The organism is Crenobacter cavernae (assembly GCF_003355495.1).
Lineage (GTDB): Bacteria > Pseudomonadota > Gammaproteobacteria > Burkholderiales > Chromobacteriaceae > Crenobacter > Crenobacter cavernae.
In genome coordinates this window covers 130088-148511 of record NZ_CP031337.1, presented here as the reverse complement: position 1 = coordinate 148511, position 18424 = coordinate 130088, and the positions used below count along the sequence as shown (strand labels likewise).

Annotated in this window: 14 protein-coding genes; 9 read left to right on the top strand and 5 right to left on the bottom strand. The window is 65.3% G+C overall.

The features are described 5' to 3' along the window. The first annotated feature begins 7 nt into the window (after positions 1-7). The 6 genes from xdhB (at position 8) to DWG20_RS00635 (ending at position 8880) form a co-directional block, all read left to right on the top strand. Complete coding sequence (xdhB, locus tag DWG20_RS00660) at positions 8-2341, top strand: xanthine dehydrogenase molybdopterin binding subunit (RefSeq protein WP_115431939.1); 2334 nt, start codon at positions 8-10, stop codon at positions 2339-2341. Beyond that, positions 2338-3327: a xanthine dehydrogenase accessory protein XdhC gene (gene xdhC / locus DWG20_RS00655; protein WP_115431938.1), complete on the top strand. Its 990-nt coding sequence runs from the start codon at positions 2338-2340 to the stop codon at positions 3325-3327. Before xdhB ends, xdhC begins: the two co-directional genes overlap by 4 nt. Positions 3328-3544: 217 nt before the next feature. Then, a complete protein-coding gene (locus DWG20_RS00650; protein ID WP_115431937.1) occupies positions 3545-4912 on the top strand; it encodes an 8-oxoguanine deaminase in 1368 nt (455 codons plus the stop codon). Between the two features lie 156 nt (positions 4913-5068). After that, positions 5069-6169 carry a chorismate synthase gene (aroC, locus tag DWG20_RS00645; RefSeq protein ID WP_115431936.1) on the top strand — a complete coding sequence of 367 codons (1101 nt, stop codon included), beginning with the start codon at positions 5069-5071 and terminating at the stop codon, positions 6167-6169. Between the two features lie 86 nt (positions 6170-6255). After that, positions 6256-7686: an EAL and HDOD domain-containing protein gene (locus DWG20_RS00640; RefSeq protein ID WP_245944743.1), complete on the top strand. Its 1431-nt coding sequence runs from the start codon at positions 6256-6258 to the stop codon at positions 7684-7686. Between the two features lie 63 nt (positions 7687-7749). Then, positions 7750-8880: an MraY family glycosyltransferase gene (locus tag DWG20_RS00635; protein ID WP_115431934.1), complete on the top strand. Its 1131-nt coding sequence runs from the start codon at positions 7750-7752 to the stop codon at positions 8878-8880. 97 nt (positions 8881-8977) lie between these two features. Here DWG20_RS00635 and ssb read toward each other — a convergent pair whose 3' ends face one another. Next, positions 8978-9481 carry a single-stranded DNA-binding protein gene (ssb, locus tag DWG20_RS00630; protein WP_115431933.1) on the bottom strand — a complete coding sequence of 168 codons (504 nt, stop codon included), beginning with the start codon at positions 9479-9481 and terminating at the stop codon, positions 8978-8980. After that, a complete protein-coding gene (locus DWG20_RS00625; protein ID WP_115431932.1) occupies positions 9482-10840 on the bottom strand; it encodes an MFS transporter in 1359 nt (452 codons plus the stop codon). It abuts the gene before it with no gap. A 197-nt stretch (positions 10841-11037) separates the two neighbouring features. Here DWG20_RS00625 and uvrA point away from each other — a divergent pair, with 197 nt between their 5' ends. Next, the gene (gene uvrA / locus DWG20_RS00620) at positions 11038-13854 is read left to right on the top strand and encodes an excinuclease ABC subunit UvrA (RefSeq protein ID WP_115431931.1); all 2817 of its coding nucleotides are present in this window, start codon (positions 11038-11040) and stop codon (positions 13852-13854) included. 111 nt (positions 13855-13965) lie between these two features. Then, complete coding sequence (locus DWG20_RS00615; protein WP_115431930.1) at positions 13966-14409, top strand: VOC family protein; 444 nt, start codon at positions 13966-13968, stop codon at positions 14407-14409. Between the two features lie 124 nt (positions 14410-14533). Here DWG20_RS00615 and DWG20_RS00610 read toward each other — a convergent pair whose 3' ends face one another. Genes DWG20_RS00610 through DWG20_RS00600 form a run of 3 tightly spaced genes read right to left on the bottom strand, consistent with a single transcriptional unit; the run spans position 14534 to position 17323 of the window. After that, positions 14534-15307 (bottom strand): transporter substrate-binding domain-containing protein, encoded by a 774-nt coding sequence (locus DWG20_RS00610; protein ID WP_115431929.1) that lies wholly within the window; start codon positions 15305-15307, stop codon positions 14534-14536. 32 nt (positions 15308-15339) lie between these two features. Next, positions 15340-16158: a carbon-nitrogen hydrolase family protein gene (locus tag DWG20_RS00605; RefSeq protein ID WP_115431928.1), complete on the bottom strand. Its 819-nt coding sequence runs from the start codon at positions 16156-16158 to the stop codon at positions 15340-15342. A gap of 10 nt (positions 16159-16168) precedes the next feature. Beyond that, the gene (locus tag DWG20_RS00600; protein WP_115431927.1) at positions 16169-17323 is read right to left on the bottom strand and encodes a methionine aminotransferase; all 1155 of its coding nucleotides are present in this window, start codon (positions 17321-17323) and stop codon (positions 16169-16171) included. Positions 17324-17435: 112 nt separating this feature from the next. On the opposite strand from DWG20_RS00600, the gene DWG20_RS00595 reads away from it, so the two are divergent. Continuing rightward, positions 17436-18368, top strand: a complete 933-nt coding sequence (locus DWG20_RS00595) for a LysR substrate-binding domain-containing protein (RefSeq protein WP_115431926.1) — start codon at positions 17436-17438, stop codon at positions 18366-18368. Positions 18369-18424: the final 56 nt, after the last annotated feature.

Sequence of the window (18424 nt, the reverse complement as noted above, 5' to 3'; positions counted from 1 at the left end):
AAAGACCATGCAACAGCAACATCGCACCGTCGGTCAGTCGCTCAAGCACGAAAGTGCGCACCTGCACGTGAGCGGCAAGGCCAACTACACCGACGATATTCCGCAGCGCGAAGGCACGCTGCACGCGGCCATCGGCACCTCGACCCGCGCGCACGCCAAGATCAAGGCGATGGACCTGTCGGCGGTGAAGGCCGCTGAGGGCGTGATCGCCGTGATCACCCTCGACGACGTGCCGGGCGACAAGTACCTCGGCCCGTTCCTGCACGACGAACCGGTCTTCGCCGACGAAGAAGTGCTGTACTACGGCCAGCCGGTGTTCGCCGTGGCCGCGACCAGCCACGACCTCGCGCGCCGCGCCGCCAAGCTCGCCAAGATCGAATACGAAGACCTGCCGGCGATCCTGACCGCCGAAGCGGCCGCCGAAGCCAAGGCCTACGTGCTGCCGCCGGTGCACATCCACCGCGGCAACGTCGAAGAGAAACTGGCGAACGCCAAGCACCGCGTGACCGGCACCTTCGACCTGGGCGGCCAGGAGCAGTTCTATCTGGAAGGCCAGATCGCCTACGCGCTGCCGGGCGAAGACGGCGACATGCACGTCTACACGTCGACGCAGCACCCGTCCGAAATGCAGTTCATGGTCGCGCACGCGCTCGGCCAACATGTCCACACCGTGAAGGCCGAGTGCCGTCGCATGGGTGGCGGTTTCGGCGGCAAGGAAACCCAGTCGTGGATGTTCGCCGTGATCGCGGCGCTCTTGGCCCGCAAGTCCGCCAAGCCGGTCAAGCTGCGCGCCGACCGCGACGACGACATGATGATCACCGGCAAGCGCCACGACTTCCAGATCCTGTACGACATCGCCCACGACGACGACGGCCGCATCCAGGGCCTGAAGATCGAATACCGTCTGCGTTGCGGCTTCTCGGCCGACCTGTCCGGCCCGGTGGGCGACCGCGCGATCTTCCATACCGACAACGCGTACTACCTCGACGAGTTCGACATCCTGTCGATCCGCGGCAAGACCAACACCCAGTCGAACACCGCGTTCCGCGGTTTCGGCGGTCCGCAGGGCATCATCGCGATCGAGTACATGATCGACACGATCGCCCGCAACCTGGGCAAGGATCCGCTCGACGTCCGCAAGATCAACTTCTACGGCAAGACCGACCGCAACGTCACCCCGTACCAGATGACCGTTGAAGACAACGTGATTCACGAGCTGGTGGCCGAGCTGGAAGAGACGTCCGAGTACCGCAAGCGCCGCAAGGAAGTCGACGAGTTCAACGCCAACAACAAGGTGCTGAAGAAAGGCCTGGCGCTGGTGCCGGTCAAGTTCGGCATCTCGTTCACCGCGACCCAGTTCAACCAGGCCGGCGCGCTGTTGCACGTCTACACCGACGGTTCGGTGATGATCAACCACGGCGGCACCGAGATGGGCCAGGGCCTGAACACCAAGGTGGCTCAGGTGGTCGCCGAGGAACTCGGCCTGTCGATCGACCACGTGCGCGTGTCGGCGACCGACACCTCGAAGGTGCCGAACACCTCCGCGACCGCCGCGTCGACCGGTACCGACCTGAACGGCAAGGCCGCGCAGGACGCTTGCGTGAAGGTGAAAGAGCAACTCGCCGCCTTCGCCGCCGAGCGTTACGGTTGCAAGCCGGAAGAAGTGCGCTTCGCCGACAACCACGTGCACGCCGGCAACGAGAAGATCGCATTCGAAGAGTTCGTGAAGGTCGCGTACACCGCGCGCGTGCCGCTGTGGTCGTCGGGCTTCTACCGCACGCCGAAGATCCACTACGACTTCAAGACGCTGACCGGCCGTCCGTTCTTCTACTTCGCCTACGGCGCGTCGGTGTCTGAAGTGATCATCGACACGCTGACCGGCGAGAGCCGCCTGCTGCGCGCCGACGTGCTGCACGACGTGGGCAGTTCGCTGAACCCGGCGATCGACATCGGTCAGGTCGAAGGCGGCTTCATCCAGGGCGCGGGCTGGCTGACGACCGAGGAATTGTGGTGGAACAAGGACGGCAAGCTGATGACGCACGCGCCTTCGACCTACAAGATCCCGTCGGTGTCCGACGTGCCGGCGCAGTTCAACACGCGCTTGTACAACAACAGCAACAAGGAAGAGTCGATCTACCACTCGAAGGCCGTCGGCGAACCGCCGCTGCCGCTCGGTATGTCGGTGTTCCTCGCGCTGCGCGACGCCGTCGCCGCGGTCGATGAAAGCGGTCACGCCGTGCCGCCGCTGATGGCACCGGCCACCGCCGAGTCGATCCTGAACGCGGTCGAAGCGGTCAAGGCCGCCAACAAGGCCAAGGCCGTCGAAACCGAGACGGTATGACCTTCGGTCTGCGCAACGGCGCTAACTGGCTCGAGGCTTTGCGCGCAGCGCGTGGGGCCTCGCAGCCGGCGGCGCTGATCACCGTGTCTCGCGCGGACGGTTCCGCGCCGCGCGAGGCCGGTGCGCGCATGGCGGTGGGGCCCGACTGGCAGGCCGACACCATCGGTGGCGGCACGCTCGAGTTCCGCGCGATCGAGGTGGCGCGCGAGCTGATCGCCGGCTCCACCGGGCAACGTCGTACTACCTTGCGCATGCCGCTCGGGGCCAGCCTCGGGCAGTGCTGCGGTGGGGTGGTGTTCCTCGCGATCGAGCGTATCGACTTGGACGACGACGCGTGGTTGGCCGAGGCCGTACGTGCGGCAGTCTACGGTGAGATCCGCGTTCGTCATGTGCCGCTATCCGATACCTCGGCCAACGTGACGCTCACGCGGGCCGAAGGTGAAGCGGGCGAGACGCGGCTGGTGAAGGAGGGCGACGCCGAGTGGCTGGTCGACGTGCTGTTGCCGTCGACGATGCAGGTGGTGCTGTTCGGCGCCGGCCACGTTGGCCGAGCCTTGGCCGACCTGCTCGGCACCTTGCCGTGCCGCGTCAGCTGGATCGACGCGCGCGATGACATGTTCCCGGACAAGGTGGCCGACAACGTCGTCACCGAAGTCGGCGACGACGGCGACGTGGCGCGTCAGCCGGCCGGTGCCTACTGGCTGATCCTGACGCACAACCACGCGCTCGACTTCGACATCGTCGAGAAGGTGCTCAAGCGCGGCGACGCGGCCTACGTCGGCCTGATCGGCTCCAAGAGCAAGCGGGCGAACTTCACCCGCCGGCTCGAAGCGCGCGGCGTCAGCCGCGAACGCGTGGCGGCCGAGATGACCTGTCCGATCGGCATCGAGGGCATAGACGGCAAGGAGCCGCCGGTGATCGCGGTGTCGGTGGTCGCGCAGCTGTTGCAGCTGCACGAAGCCCGATTGCGCGCCTTGCGCGACTGATTTACCCTAAGCGGGCCGGATATTCTCCGGCCCGTTTTCTTTTGCTGCTCCGTCCTGGATCGTAGGGGGTCCGCCAGGTCGGTATACAAGGCCCCCTGCGCCGGTACGCGCTTCAGTCCGCTGGAGGTCTTTCGACCGTTTTACCAATGGTCGCCAGACGGACTCGAAGCCGCGCCAAAGGTGCGGGCGATTCCGTATGGCGAATATGGAGTCAGCCATGCCCCGTACCCTGATCAAGCACATCCACACCCTCGTCACCATGGACGACGCGCGCCGCGAACTGTCCGACGCCGCTCTGCTTCTCGAAGACAACTGTATCGTCCGTGTCGGCACCACCGCCGAGCTCGCGCTCGAGCAGGCCGACGAGGTCGTCGACCTGACCGACCACCTGGTGCTGCCGGGCTTCGTCAACACCCACCATCACATGTACCAGTCGCTGACGCGCGTCGTGCCGGCCGCGCAGGACTGCGAGCTGTTCGACTGGCTGAAGGCCTTGTACCCGATCTGGTCCGGCCTGACGCCGGAGATGATCCGCGTGTCGACGCAGACCGCGATGGCCGAACTGATCCTGTCCGGCTGCACCACCGCGAGCGACCACCTGTACATCTACCCGAACGGCTGCAAGCTCGACGACGCGATCGAGGCGGCGACCGAGATCGGCATGCGTTTCCACGCGAGCCGCGGCGCGATGAGCCTCGGTGAGAGCAAGGGCGGCCTGCCGCCCGACCGCGTGGTAGAGGACGAGGACGACATCCTGCGCGACGCTCGCCGCCTGATCGAGACCTACCACGACGCCGGCCGCTACGCGATGACGCGCATCGTCGTCGCGCCGTGCTCGCCGTTCTCGGTGACGACCGACCTGATGCGCGAAGCGGCACAGCTGGCACGCTCCTACGGCGTGTCCTTACATACCCACCTGGCCGAGAACTACAAGGACATCGACTTCAGCCGAGAAGTGTTCGGCAAGACGCCGACCGAGTACGTAGAGGACCTCGGCTGGGTCGGCCACGACGTGTGGCACGCGCACTGCGTGCAGCTGGACAAGGAGGGCATCGACCTGTTCGCGCGCACCGGAACCGGCGTCGCGCACTGCCCGTGCTCGAACATGCGCCTCGCGTCGGGCATCGCGCCGATCCGCGACATGCTCGACGCCGGCGTGAAGGTCGGCATCGGCGTCGACGGCAGCGCGTCTAACGACGGCGGCCAGATGCTCAACGAAGTCCGCCAGGCGATGCTGTTGCAGCGTGTCGGCCGCCTCGACCCGGCGGCGATGTCGGCGCGCGAGGCGATCGAGATGGCGACCCGCGGCGGCGCCGGCGTGCTGAACCGCGACGATATCGGCCAGCTGGCGCCGGGCTTTGCCGCCGACTTCGTCGCCTTCGATCTGAACGAACTCGACTTCGCCGGCGGCTGGCACGACCCGGTCGCGGCACTGTTGTTCTGCGCATCGACCAAGGTCAGCTGGAGCTTCATCAACGGCCGAGCGGTGGTGCGCGAGGGCGAGCTGACCACGGTGCCGCTGCGCAACCTGATCAAGCACCACAACCTGTTGTCGCGCCAACTGGTGAATGGCGAGACGCGTTAAGCTCGGCCAACCTTGGTCTGTTGACGGCCGGCACGGGACAGGCTCCCGCGCCGGCCGTTTTGCTTGGGGTGCGTGTGATAAGATAAACGCCAAATCATGCAATCCGCGGCAGGGCGCTCGAGCGCGGCCGCGCATCACGACAAAGGCAAGAGATCGATGTCAGGCAATACTTTTGGCTTGCTGTTCACCGTGACCTCGTTCGGCGAGAGCCACGGTCCGGCCATCGGCTGCGTGGTGGACGGTTGTCCGCCCGGGCTGGAAATCGACGAGGCGTTCATCCAGGCCGAGCTCGACCGTCGCAAACCCGGCACCAGCCGCCACGTCACCCAGCGCCGCGAACCCGATACCGTCGAGATCCTGTCCGGCGTGTTCAAGGGTAAGACCACCGGCACGCCGATCGCACTGCTGATCCGCAACACCGACCAGCGCAGCAAGGACTACGGCAATATCGCCGATACCTTCCGCCCCGGTCATGCCGACTACACCTACTGGCACAAGTACGGCATCCGCGACTACCGCGGCGGCGGGCGCTCGAGCGCTCGCGAGACCGCGGTGCGCGTCGCCGCCGGCGCGATCGCCAAGAAATGGTTGGTCGAGCAGTACGGCATCGTGATCCGCGGCCACATGACGCAGATCGGCGAGAAGGTGATTCCGTTTAGCTCTTGGGAACACGTCTCGGCCAACCCCTTCTTCGCCGCCGACGCCGACGTGGTGCCCGAGCTCGAAGCCTATATGGACAGCATCCGCAAGAGCCTCGACTCGGTCGGCGCCAAGCTGCGCGTCGTCGCCGAGAACGTGCCGGTCGGCTGGGGCGAGCCGGTGTTCGATAGGCTAGACGCCGACATCGCGTACGCGATGATGAGCATCAACGCCGTCAAGGGCGTAGAGATCGGCGCGGGCTTCGGCAGCGTCGCCCAAAGAGGCTCCGAGCACGGCGACGAGCTGACGCCGGAAGGCTTCGCCAGCAACCACGCCGGCGGCATCCTCGGTGGCATCTCGACCGGGCAGGACGTCGAAGTGTCGATCGCGATCAAGCCGACGTCGAGCATCGCCACGCCGCGCCGCTCGATCGACAAGGCCGGCAACCCGATCACGATGGAAACGCACGGCCGCCACGACCCCTGCGTCGGCATCCGCGCGACGCCGATCGCCGAGGCGATGCTCGCGCTGACGCTGATGGATCACGCGCTGCGCCACCGCGCGCAGTGCGGCGACGTGGTGGTCAGCACGCCGCGCATTCCCGGTCGCATCCGTTAAAGTAAGGCATACGTACCGCGCGGCTTGACCCAAAAGGCCAACCGCGCGGTTTCTTGTGCCCGATGGTAATTCCATTCGAATAAGTGATGGTCACTATGCTCAAGAGCCTGATCGACGGCCTGTCCGGCCGCAAATCGCGTGATTCCGTCGCCGCGGAGCCGGTCGAAGCCGTGCCGCACACGCAGATGACGGTAATGTTTCCCGAGAAGGAGGCGGAACCGGCCGACCTGCCGCCAACGCTGGGTTTTGTCGCGCACCAAGCGGTGCTCGATCGGCAGCAGCGGGTGGTCGCTTATCTGTTTGCGGTGCGGGAAGGGCGTATCGGCGAAGCGGCGGCCGACAGGCGGCGGCAGCTCGACTCCTTGCTGTTGTCGACGCTGCACAAGATGGAGGTCTTCCGGCTGCTCGCTTACCGGCGCGCCTTCGTCCATCTCTCGGTGGCGTCGCTGGCCTTGCCCGCCGTCAGCGAATTGCCGGCGCACAGCGTGGTCGTCGTGCTTGAACCGGCCGGCGACGAAGCGCTGACCGAAGCCGACCTGGAAAGGGTCGCCGAGCTGAAAGAGGCCGGCCTGCGCTTCGCGCTCGAGCCGGCGCGCTTCGATGCGGTGGTGTTGGTCGAGCGCCTGCGCGACAGGCTGTTCGGCCTGGTCGACTTCATGGTGCTCGACTTCGCCGCGTCTGCGTCCAAGGTATTGTCGCCGCTGCTCGACCAGTTGCCCAAGCGCTACCCGAAGGCGCGCTGGTTCGCGCGCAATATCGGCAGCGCCGAGGACATGGAGCTGAGCCTGCGCGGCCCGGCGAGCCAGCGCTTCGCAATCTTTCATGGCGTGTATCTGACGAATGCGCGCCACTTGCCGACCGGCAAGGTCGACAGCAGCCAGATGCGCGTGCTCGAGATCATGCGTCTCTTGCGCTGCAATGCCGATCCGCGCGAGCTCGAGGCCCAATTCAAGCTCGACTCGCTGCTGCTGTTCAAGCTGCTGCGCTTTGTGAATGCGCCGGTCAACGGCCTGAGCCGCAAGGTGCTGAGCATCGAGGAAAGCCTGATGCTGCTGGGACGCGACAGCCTGTTCAAGTGGCTGTCGCTGCTGCTGTTCACCGCGCGCCGCGACGACGGGCACAGCCAGGGTTTGCTGGAAAAGTCGCTGATCCGCGCGCGCTTCATGGAAAGGCTCGGCGATTATCGCGGCAACCGCCTCGAGGCCGAACATCTGTTCCTGACCGGGATGTTCTCGCTGCTGGCGGCCTTGCTGAACGCCTCGTTGGCCGACGCGCTAGAGCCGCTCGAACTGCCCGCGCCGGTCGCCGAGGCGCTGTTGGCCCAGAAGGGCCTGTTCGCGCCTTACTTCCAGCTTGCGGTAGCTTGCGAACAGAACGATCAGATACGCGTTCCGGTTCTGGCCAGGCAGCTCGAACTGGATATCGAGCTGATCAACCGTTATCACGCGGATGCGGTCCTGTGGGCGCAGGAGGTGTTGAGCGATAACGGGGTGGCGGGCGACCCTGATAGTATTTGACCCTATGTAACCCATGCGGTCGTCCCGAGCTGGATTGATGGCCACAAAATTAGAGTGTGAAACATGCAGGTTTTGATCCTTTCTTTTTTCATTGCTTTTGGCTTTACGTTGCTTCTAATCCATTTTGATCACCTTCATCTTCACCTGAGTGGCGACCATGTCACCAAGGGCGCGCAGAAATATCATGTCCATCCCGTGCCGCGCATCGGCGGGGTGCCGATCATGTTAGCTATGCTGGCTGCAGTGGGCCTTCTTGCGTTTCGGGATATCAAACTGGCGGAGTCGATGGCTTTGCTGATGGTGGCGGGGATGCCGGCCTTCATCGGCGGCCTGATGGAGGACGTGACAAAAAAGGTCGGGGTAGGGTTAAGGCTGGGATTGACCTGCTTCTCGGCGGTGCTTGCCTACCTGCTGTTCGGCGCGCTTCTGAGCCGCCTCGACTTGCCGTGGATCGACCCGCTGCTCGCCTATTGGCCGGTTGCGCTGGCTCTGACGGCCGTGGCGGTCGGCGGCGTCGCGAATGCGGTCAATATCATCGATGGTTACAATGGTCTGGCGGCAATGGTCTGTGTGCTGATTCTCGCTGCGCTGGGTTACGTCGGCTACCAGGTCGGCGATGCGCTGGTCTGGAATACCGCGATCGCGATGGTGGGCGGGTCGCTGGGTTTCATGGTCTGGAACTGGCCGCGAGGCATGATCTTCCTCGGTGACGGGGGCGCTTACTTCAAGGGCTTCATGATCGGAGAGTTGTCCGTTCTGCTGGTGATGCGCAATCCGCAGGTTTCAGCATGGTTTCCCTTGTTGCTGGTGGTCTATCCGGTCTTCGAGACGCTGTTCTCCGTTTACCGCAAGAAGGTCATCCGTGGCATGTCCCCGGGCATGCCCGATGCGGTGCATCTGCATATGCTCATCCACAAGCGCGTCGTGCGTTTTGCGGTGGGTACCAAGTTGGCCGAGCTCAAAATGGTCAGGAACTCGCTGACCTCGCCTTATCTGTGGGTGCTCTGCTCTTTGAGCGTTTTCCCCGCCGTGATGCTCTGGCAAAACACTTTGTGGCTACAGATTCTGGTTGGGGTTTTTGTGCTTGCCTACTTATGGCTTTACCGCGCGATGGTGCGCTTCAAGGTTCCTCGCTTGTTGTTGATGGGAGGTGGAAATCGTACTCGGGGGCGTTCCGAATCCGGGGGGGTGTAGAGCGGTCTGCAGATAGGGTAGAAAAAGAACACGGCGAGAAGGGAAACCTTCTCGCCGTGTTCTTTTGAGCCGGACGAATCCGTACGTTTTTGCCGGGTCAGAACGGAATATCGTCGTCCATGTCGTCGAACTTGGCCGCCGGCTTAGGCTCCATGCGACGCGGTGCGGCCGGTGGGGCTGCCGGTGCCGAGTCGTCGCGCATACGGCTGCCGCCTTGCGGAGCGCCGTAGCCGTCGTCGTCCATCGGAGCGCCGGCGCTGCTACCGCCGCCATCGCGCCCTCCGACCATCTGCATCTGGTCGGCGATGATTTCGTAGGCGGTGCGTTCTGCGCCGTCCTTGCCGGTGTATTTACGCGACTGGATACGGCCTTCGATGTAAACGGTCCGGCCCTTCTTCAGGTACTGGCCGGCAATCTCAGCCAACTTGCGGTACATCGTGATGTTATGCCATTCGGTCCGCTCCTGACGCTGACCGTTCTTGTCTTTCCAGTTCTCGCTAGTGGCGATGGAGAAATTGGCTACCGCGTCGCCGTTCGGCATGTAGCGGACTTCCGGGTCGCGGCCAAGGTTGCCGACGAGAATGACCTTGTTGACTGACATTCAATGGGTCTCCTGAATGAGTTGTTGCACGGCGGCTTCGTCCCAATGCTGCTGGGATACTTTAAGGTAGGCCACGCGTTCGTCAAGCAATACCACGGCCTCTTTGACGCCGGCGAGCGCCGCGAGGCGCGTCGACAGCGCGCCGGCGTCGCCACGCCAGGCTTCGCCGATATGGAACATCTGGGTCTTGACCCGTTCCGGCGCGCGCATGGTGATCGCGAGCAAGAGCCAGGCGAGCATCAGCGCTGCGGCGAAGCCGAAAGCGCCACCCGTGCCGTAGCGGCTGTACAGCCAGCCGCCGGCTGCGGCGCCGATGAAGAGGCCGAACGATTGGGCAGTATTATACACGCCCATGGCGGTGCCCTTGGAATCGGCCGGCGCGATCTTGGAGATCAGCGACGGCAGGCTCGCCTCCAGGATATTGAAGGCGATGAAGTAGAGCGTCAGCCACAGCACGATCAGCCAGAACGAATCGAGCGCCAGCGCCATGCCGAGTTGCGCGGCGGTCATCAGCGCGACCGCCCCGACGAACACCGTCTTCAGCTTGCCCTTTTTCTCGCCGTAGATGATCGCCGGCACCATCAGGAAGAAGCCGACGATCACCACCGGCAGGTAAACCTCCCAGTGGTGCGCCTTGTCGAGGCCGTGCGCGATCAAGGCGAACGGCAGCACGACGAACATCGACATCTGCGCCGCGTGCAGCGCGAAGATGCCGAAGTTCAGCCGCAGCAGTTGCGGGTGTTTCAGCACGGCCGGCAGGCGCTGGGTGTTGGTTTCGGCGTCGGAATGAAAGCGCGACACGGCCGGGTCGGGGATCAGGTATTTCACGCCGACCAGCGCGGCGATCGTCAGCACGCCGGTCAACACGAAGATGCCGTCGACGCCGATATAGCGCGCCAAGAGCGGGCCGAGCACCAGGCTCGCGGCGAAGGTGGTGCCGATGCTCATGCCTATCATCGCCATCGCCTTGGTGCGGTTCTCCTCGCTCGTGAGATCGGCCAACAGCGCGGTGACCGCGGCCGAGATCGCGCCGGCGCCCTGGATCACGCGGCCGAAGGTCAGCCATTCTATGGTCGGTGCCCAGGCGGCGATGAAACTGCCGGCGGCGAACACCAGCAGGCCGCCGTAGATGACCTTCTTGCGGCCGACGTGGTCGGACAGCATGCCCAGCGGGAGTTGCAGGAAGGCCTGCGTCAGCCCGTAGGCGCCGAGCGCGAAACCGATGGCGGTATGGCTGTGGGTGCCCGGCAGGGTCTGGGCGTAGAGCGCGAACACCGGCAGGATCAGGAACATGCCGAGCATCCGCAGGGCGTACACCCCGGCAAGGCCGAGGCTGGCGCGCAGTTCAAGCGGTGTCATGGAATCGTAAGTCTAGGATGGGGAAATCGTGCGATCGGGCCGGCCCGCGAGCGGTGGGCGGGACGGTCGGGACGCGTTATTTTTGCGTGCAAACGGGCCGTGTCGGGCGTCCGGCCGGTAACGGCCCGTTACTGGCTGGAGGGGGGCGTCGCAACTCGGGTATAGTAACAGGTTCTCCCGATTAACCGCGAGTTGGCATGGACTTGATCCGCATCCGGGGCGCCCGGACCCACAACCTGAAGAACGTCAATCTCGACCTGCCCAGACACCGCCTCGTGGTGATCACCGGCCTGTCCGGCTCGGGCAAATCGTCGCTGGCGTTCGATACGCTCTACGCGGAAGGTCAGCGCCGCTACGTGGAAAGCCTGTCGGCCTACGCGCGCCAGTTCCTGCAACTGATGGAAAAGCCCGACGTCGACCTGATCGAGGGCCTCTCTCCGGCGATCTCGATCGAGCAGAAGGCGACCAGCCACAACCCACGCTCGACCGTCGGTACCGTCACCGAGATCCACGACTACCTGCGGCTGCTGTTCGCGCGCATCGGCGACCCGCATTGCCCGGACCACAACGTGCCGCTGTCGTCGCAGACGGTGAGCCAGATGGTCGACCACGTGCTGGCGTTGCCCGAGGAGAGCCGCGTGATGATCCTCGCGCCGGTGATCATGGGCCGCAAGGGCGAGAACCTCGACCTGTTCGAAGAACTGCGCGCGCAGGGCTTCGTGCGCGTGCGCATCGACGGCGAGGTAGTCGAGCTCGACGACGTGCCCAAACTCGACAAGAACAAGAAGCACACCGTCGAGGTGGTCATCGACCGCCTCAAGGTGCGCGAGGACATGAAGCAGAGGTTGGCCGAGAGTTTCGAGACCGCCTTGCGTCACGCCGAGGGCCGCGCGATCGCGGTCGAGATGGACTCCGGCCAGGAACACTGGTTCTCGGCCAAGTTCGCGTGCCCGGTCTGCTCGTACAGCCTGCCCGAGCTCGAGCCGCGGCTGTTCAGTTTCAACAACCCGATGGGTGCCTGTCCGAAGTGCGACGGCCTCGGCGAGATCACCTTCTTCGACCCGAAGCGCGTCGTCGCGCACCCGGAGCTGAGCCTGGCGTCCGGCGCGATCAAGGGCTGGGACAAGCGCAACCAGTTCTACTACCAGATGTTGCAAGGCTTGGCCGAGCATTACGGCTTCGCGCTCGAACTGCCGTTCGAGGATCTGCCGGAAAAGGTGCAGTACGTGGTGCTGCACGGCTCGGGTCGCGACGCGATCGACTTCTCCTATCTGTCGGAGAAGGGCACGCGCTTTACGCGCAGCCACGCCTTCGAGGGCATCATCCCCAACCTCGAGCGCCGCTACCGCGAGACCGACTCGTCGGCGGTGCGCGAGGAACTGGCCAAGTACCAGAACAACCAGTGCTGTCCGAGCTGCGACGGTTCGCGCCTGCGTCGCGAGGCGCGCCACGTGCTGGTCGCCGACAAGACGCTGCACGAACTGAACCAGCTGCCGCTGAAGAACGCCTACGCCTTCTTCGATACGCTCGAGTTCACCGGCCAGAAGCAGGCGGTCGCCGAGAAGATCGTCAAGGAGATCCGCGAGCGGCTGTCCTTCCTGAACAACGTCGGCCTCGACTATTTGAATCTGTCGCGCTCGGCCGACACGCTGTCCGGCGGCGAGGCGCAGCGCATCCGGCTGGCGAGCCAGATCGGCTCGGGGCTTACCGGCGTGATGTACGTGCTCGACGAGCCGAGTATCGGCCTGCACCAGCGCGACAACGACCGGCTGCTCGGCACGCTGATGCGGCTGAGGGATCTGGGCAACAGCGTGATCGTCGTCGAGCACGACGAGGACGCGATCCGCGCCGCCGACTACGTGGTCGACATGGGGCCGGGCGCCGGCGAGCACGGCGGCGAGGTGCTGGTGGCGGGGACGCCGGCCGATATCGAGGCGGCGAGCAACTCGGTGACCGGCGACTTCCTGTCCGGCCGTCGCACGATCGCGATGCCGGGCGGGCGCCGCGACGTCGACCCGGAGCGCGTGCTCACGCTCAGGGGCGCGACCGGCAACAACCTTAAAAATGTCACGCTCGAATTGCCGATCGGCATGCTGGTGGGCATCACCGGCGTGTCCGGCTCGGGCAAGTCGACGCTGATCAACGACACGCTGTACAAGATCGCCGCGCGCGACCTGAACGGCGCGAGCGGGGAGCCGGCGCCGTATGACGAGATCGAAGGGCTGGAGCAGCTCGACAAGGTGATCAACGTCGACCAGAGCCCGATCGGCAGGACGCCCAGATCGAACCCGGCGACCTACACAGGGTTGTTTACGCCGATCCGCGAGCTGTTCTCCGGCGTGCCGCTGTCGCGCGAGCGCGGCTACGGCCCCGGTCGCTTCAGCTTCAACGTGAAGGGCGGGCGCTGCGAGGCGTGTCAGGGCGACGGCGTGATCAAGGTCGAGATGCACTTCCTGCCCGACGTCTACGTGCCGTGCGACGTGTGCCACGGCAAGCGCTACAACCGCGAGACGCTCGAGGTGCAGTACAAGGGCAAGAGCATTCACGAGGTGCTCGAGATGACCGTCGAGCAGGCGCTCGAGTTCTTCAGCGCGGTGCCGACCCTCGCGCGCAAGCTGTCGACGCTGATGGACGTCGGCCTCGGCTACATCCGTCTCGGCCAGAGCGCGACCACGCTGTCGGGCGGCGAGGCGCAGCGCGTGAAGCTGGCGCTCGAGCTGTCCAAGCGCGACACCGGTCGCACGCTCTACATCCTCGACGAGCCGACCACCGGCCTGCACTTCCACGACATCGACCTGTTGCTCAAGGTGCTGCACCGGCTGCGCGAACACGGCAATACCGTCGTCGTGATCGAGCACAATCTGGACGTCATCAAAAACGCCGACTGGCTGATCGACCTGGGGCCGGAAGGCGGCGCCGGCGGCGGCCAGATACTGGTGGCGGGGACGCCCGAGGCGATCGCCGCGCATCCGGCCAGCCATACCGGTCATTACCTGAAACCGTTTCTGCGCTGACGCGGGCAGATTACGCAAGAGTGCTGTGTCCGACGGGGGTTTCCTGTCACAATAGCGCTTGGAACCTTCGCCACCAGCAGACCCGGTGACGGAACATTTTATGAGGATGTAATGCTCACGCTCGGCAAGATCGACCATATTCACATCAGGGTGGCCGACCTCAAGGTGGCGCTGGACTGGTACGGGCGCGTACTCGGCATGGGGATCGATACCCGCTACCACCCGATCCAGGAAGACCACGGCGTTACCATGCTGGCCAACCCGAGCGGCAGCGTGCGTCTTGCGCTGGGCGAGGAGGCGGGCACCGGCAACGTGCCGGGCACGGTGGCATTCTCGGTCGGTGGCCAGGACTTCCTCGCGTGGATCGACTCGCTCGCCGGTCAGCGCGTGCGCGACAACAAGGGCGAAACCATTGCGCGCGACTCGGTGCGCGACCACGGCTTCTTCTGCTCGCTTTCCTTCGTCGACCCGTTCGGCAACCCGTTCGAGATCGTCAGCTACGACCACACCTGGCTCGCGGCCAAGCTCAGGCTCAATGGCCGCCCCACGCATTGACGCAGCATAAGCCGATGAAAAACCCGCCGCCGGCGGGTTTTTTTGCGCCCGGCGCCACCATATGAAAAAGCTCGGCCAACCTTCAGGGTTGCCGAGCTTCGTCGTGAAGGCGCCGGGACGGCAATCAGCCCTCGAGCAGCCCCTTCAGCCCGTGCTTCTGCAGCAGTTGCTGGAAGATGCCCTTCCGCTTGACGGCGTCGATCGCCTTGTCGAAGCGCGCCTTCAGCTCGGCGTCGTTCTTCCTCAGCGCGACCGCAACGCCCTCGCCGAGCACCTTGTCGCGGCGGCCGTCGAACACCGGGCCGACGAATTCGAAGCCTTGGCCCTTCTGCGTTTCGAGGAAGCCCTTCTGCAGCTGCACCGTGTTGCCGAACGTGTAGTCGACGCGGCCGGACGCCAGCTCGAGCATCGGGTCCTGCGCGTTCACATAGCGCTTGATCGTCGCGCTCTTGCCGAATTCGCGTGTGACGAAGCGTTCCTGCGGCGTGCCGGTCTGCACCGCGATCGCCTTGCCCCTCATCGCCGCGGCGTCGACCTTGCCGGCGCCCGCTTTCCTGGCGACGAAGCGGTTCTGCATGAAGTAGTAGACCTTGCTGAAGTCGACCGCCTTCTTGCGCTCTTCGGTGATGTTCATCGACGCCATGATCGCGTCGAACTTCTTCACCGAGAGGCCGGGAATCAGGCCGTCCCACGGCTGGTTGACGACCTCGCACGGCGTGTTCATTTCCTTGCACAGCGCGTTGGCGAGGTCGACCTCGAAGCCGGCGAGCTTGCCGGCGGCGTCGATGTATTCGAACGGCGGGTAGGTCGCGTCGGTGGCGATCTTGATCGGCTCGGCGGCCTGTGCGGCACAGGGCAGCGCGAGGACGGCGAGGGCGAGACGTAGCGTTTTGTTCATGCTGGTTTCTCCTGGTGGACTGGCTGGTCTTGTTATGGGGTTCGGCCGAGCCGGCGGTGTTGCAGCGCCGGCAGCCGGGCGCGCCAGTCGGCCTGGCGCGAAAAATCTAGCGTGGCCAGCGCGATGCCTTCGCCGTCTTCGCAAGAGGCGAGCACTTCGCCCCACGGATCGACGATCAGGCTGTGGCCGAAGGTGCGCTTGCCGCCCGGGTGGACGCCGCCCTGGCCCGGCGCGACGACGAAGGCGAGGTTTTCTACCGCGCGCGCGCGCAGCAGCAGTTCCCAGTGCGCCTTGCCGGTCGTGTAGGTGAACGCGGCCGGCGCGGTGATCAGCGTCGGCGCCGGGTCCTGGCGGTAGAGCTCGGGAAAGCGCAGGTCATAGCAGATCGATAGCCGCGTGACGCCCCACGGCGTATCGGCGCTTGTGACGGTATCGCCGGCGCTCATCGTGTCGGCCTCCCGGTAGTGTTCAATGCCGTTGTCGAAGCCGAACAGGTGGATCTTGTCGTAGCGCGCCGCGCAGCGGCCTGTAGGGTCGAACAACAGGCTGCTGTTGTAGAACTTTCCGGAATCCTTGCTTTGCAGCGGTACGCTGCCGGCTAACAGCCAGAGGCCGTATTCGTGCGCGAGCCCGGCCAAGCTTGTCTGGATCGGGCCGACGCCGAAGGGCTCGGCCAACCTTAGCCGCGCCGTTTCGTCCTCCGGCATCAGGTAGAAGTACTCGGGCAGCGCGGCGAAGCCGGCGCCTCGCGCGGCCGCTTCGGCGACGAGGCGCGCGGCGGCGTTGAGGTTGGCCGAGCAATCGTCGCCCGAGACCATCTGGATCGCGGCGGCCGTCAGCGTGCTCGTCATCGTGGTGTCCTTATACCTGGCACAGCCGTTCGGCGCCGGCGGCGAGCGTCGCGTCGTCCTTGGCGAACGACAGCCGGATCACGCGCTGGTCGGTGCCGTCGCGGTAGAAGGCCGACACCGGGATGGTCGCGACGCCGTGCTCGACGATCAGCCGCTGCACGAAGGCGCTGTCCGCCTCGCCGCTGAAGTGGCCGTACTCGGCCAACATGAAGAAGCTGCCGGCGCTCGGCAACAGTTTCAGCCGCGAATCCTTCAGCTTGTCGATCAAGAGGTCGCGCTTTTGCTGGTAGAAACCGGCGAGGTTCAGATAGTCGGCCGGTGTCTCCATCAGGCGGGCCAGCGCGTACTGCATCGGCGTGTCGGCGGCGAACACCGCGAACTGGTGCACCTTGCGGATCTCATCCATCAGCGCGCGCGGCGCCAGACAGTAGCCGACGCGCCAGCCGGTCACGTGGAAGGTCTTGCCGAACGACGCGACGACGACCGAGCGCTCGGCCAGCTCCGCGTGGCGGCTCATGCTGTGGTGCGGTGCGCCGTCGAACACGACGTGTTCGTACACCTCGTCGGACAGGATCACGATGTCGGTGCCGGCGGTCAGCCGTTTGAGCGCTTCGATATCGGCGTCGCCCAATACCTTGCCGGTCGGGTTGTGCGGGCTGTTGACGACGATCATGCGCGTACGCGGGCCGATCTTCGCCTGCACCTCGTCCCACGGAATCGAGAAGTCGGGTGCCGACAGCTTCACCGGCACCGGCGTCGCGCCCTGCAGTTCTATCATCGGCGCGTAGCTGTCGAACGCCGGCTCGAAGAAGATCACCTCGTCGCCCGGGTGCACGAGCGCGGTCACCGCGCTGAACAGGCCTTCGCTTGCGCTCGCCATCACGGTGACCTCGTCGGCCGGATGGTAGGCGTGGCCGTACAGCGTCTCGACCTTGGCGGCGATCGCCTCGCGCAGCGCCATGACGCCGGCCATCGGCGCGTACTGGTTGTGGCCATCTAGCATCGCTTCGTGAGCGTAGCGGATCAGCTCCGGATTGCACGGGAAGTTGGGCGCACCCTGCGACAGGTTGATCGCGTCGTGGCGCGCGGCGAGCTGGCCGATCACGGTGAAGATGGTGGTGCCGACGGCGGGCAGTTTGCTTTTCGGCTTGAGCGCTTCATTCATCGCTTGTCTCTCTCTTGCGTGTGCGTTACGTGCATTCAACGCCGCCCCCCCTTGCCGGACAAACGAATTATCGTCATCGTATGCATGAGTTTTTTTCAGTCATGGAGTCGCGATGTCCCGCCGCACCTTGCCGCTGTACGCCCTGTCGGTGTTCGAGGCGGCCGCCCGTCACCTGAGCTTCACCCGCGCCGCCTGCGAGCTGTGCCTGACGCAGGGCGCGGTCAGCAAGCAGGTCGCGCAGCTCGAGGCGCAGCTCGGCTATCCGCTGTTCCTGCGCCAGGTGAGGAGTCTTGCGCTGACGGTGCAGGGCGAGACGCTGCTGCCGCACGTGCAGAAGGCGCTGGCTACGCTCGACAAGGGGGTGGCGGCGGCGCGCGGCGCGAGCCGCAGGCTGCGCGTGAAGGCGCCGTCGTGCGCGGCGCGCTGGCTGTTGCGCGAGGTGCGCCAGTTCGCGCGCGAGGAGCCGGGAATTTCAGTGGAAGTCTCGAGCATGCACGCGCACCAGGTCGACTTCGCGCGCGAGGCGTTCGACCTTGCGGTGGTGTTCTGCGCGATTCCGGCGACCGACGCGACGCTGACGCCGCTGTTCGTCGAGCGGCTGACGCCGGTGCTGTCGCCGTCGTTGTTCGAAAGCGAGAGGCTGCCGCTGGCGACGCCGGAAGACCTCGCGGCCTGGCCGCTGTTGCACCCGACGGCCGATCGGCGCGACTGGCGGCGCTGGTTCGCCGAGGTCGGGCAGGGTGACGCCGGCGCCGACGGCGGCGCGGTGTTCGACTCGCTCGACCAGGCGATGAACGCCGCCTTGCAGGGCTTCGGCGTCACGCTCGGCGACGTGACGCTGCTGTCGGAAGAGCTGGCAGCCGGCCAGGTAGTCGCGCCGTTCGAGATGGAACTAATCACCGGCAGCGGCTACGCGCTGGCGCGGCCGGCCGGCGCGGCCCAGGGCAGTCCGGCCGCGCGGCTCTATGACTGGCTGGTGGCGCGCCACGGCGTGCCGGCCGGGGCCTTGAAGACCGGGCTGGTGAGTCGTACGGCTCTGGTTTGAATCCAGCTGCCATGAAAAAAGCTCGGCCAACCTCAGAAGGGTTGGCCGAGCTTTTT

Bases quoted from the DNA above. Each gene is read 5' to 3' on its own strand.
- DWG20_RS00650 (WP_115431937.1), top strand. From the start codon at position 3,545: ATGCCCCGTACCCTGATCAAGCACATCCACACCCTCGTCACCATGGAC.
- DWG20_RS00615 (WP_115431930.1), top strand. From the start codon at position 13,966: ATGCTCACGCTCGGCAAGATCGACCATATTCACATCAGGGTGGCCGAC.
- xdhB (WP_115431939.1), top strand. From the start codon at position 8: ATGCAACAGCAACATCGCACCGTCGGTCAGTCGCTCAAGCACGAAAGT.
- ssb (WP_115431933.1), bottom strand. From the start codon at position 9,481: ATGTCAGTCAACAAGGTCATTCTCGTCGGCAACCTTGGCCGCGACCCG.
- uvrA (WP_115431931.1), top strand. From the start codon at position 11,038: ATGGACTTGATCCGCATCCGGGGCGCCCGGACCCACAACCTGAAGAAC.
- DWG20_RS00610 (WP_115431929.1), bottom strand. From the start codon at position 15,307: ATGAACAAAACGCTACGTCTCGCCCTCGCCGTCCTCGCGCTGCCCTGT.
- DWG20_RS00625 (WP_115431932.1), bottom strand. From the start codon at position 10,840: ATGACACCGCTTGAACTGCGCGCCAGCCTCGGCCTTGCCGGGGTGTAC.
- DWG20_RS00605 (WP_115431928.1), bottom strand. From the start codon at position 16,158: ATGACGAGCACGCTGACGGCCGCCGCGATCCAGATGGTCTCGGGCGAC.
- DWG20_RS00595 (WP_115431926.1), top strand. From the start codon at position 17,436: ATGTCCCGCCGCACCTTGCCGCTGTACGCCCTGTCGGTGTTCGAGGCG.
- xdhC (WP_115431938.1), top strand. From the start codon at position 2,338: ATGACCTTCGGTCTGCGCAACGGCGCTAACTGGCTCGAGGCTTTGCGC.
- DWG20_RS00635 (WP_115431934.1), top strand. From the start codon at position 7,750: ATGCAGGTTTTGATCCTTTCTTTTTTCATTGCTTTTGGCTTTACGTTG.
- DWG20_RS00600 (WP_115431927.1), bottom strand. From the start codon at position 17,323: ATGAATGAAGCGCTCAAGCCGAAAAGCAAACTGCCCGCCGTCGGCACC.
- DWG20_RS00640 (WP_245944743.1), top strand. From the start codon at position 6,256: ATGGTCACTATGCTCAAGAGCCTGATCGACGGCCTGTCCGGCCGCAAA.
- aroC (WP_115431936.1), top strand. From the start codon at position 5,069: ATGTCAGGCAATACTTTTGGCTTGCTGTTCACCGTGACCTCGTTCGGC.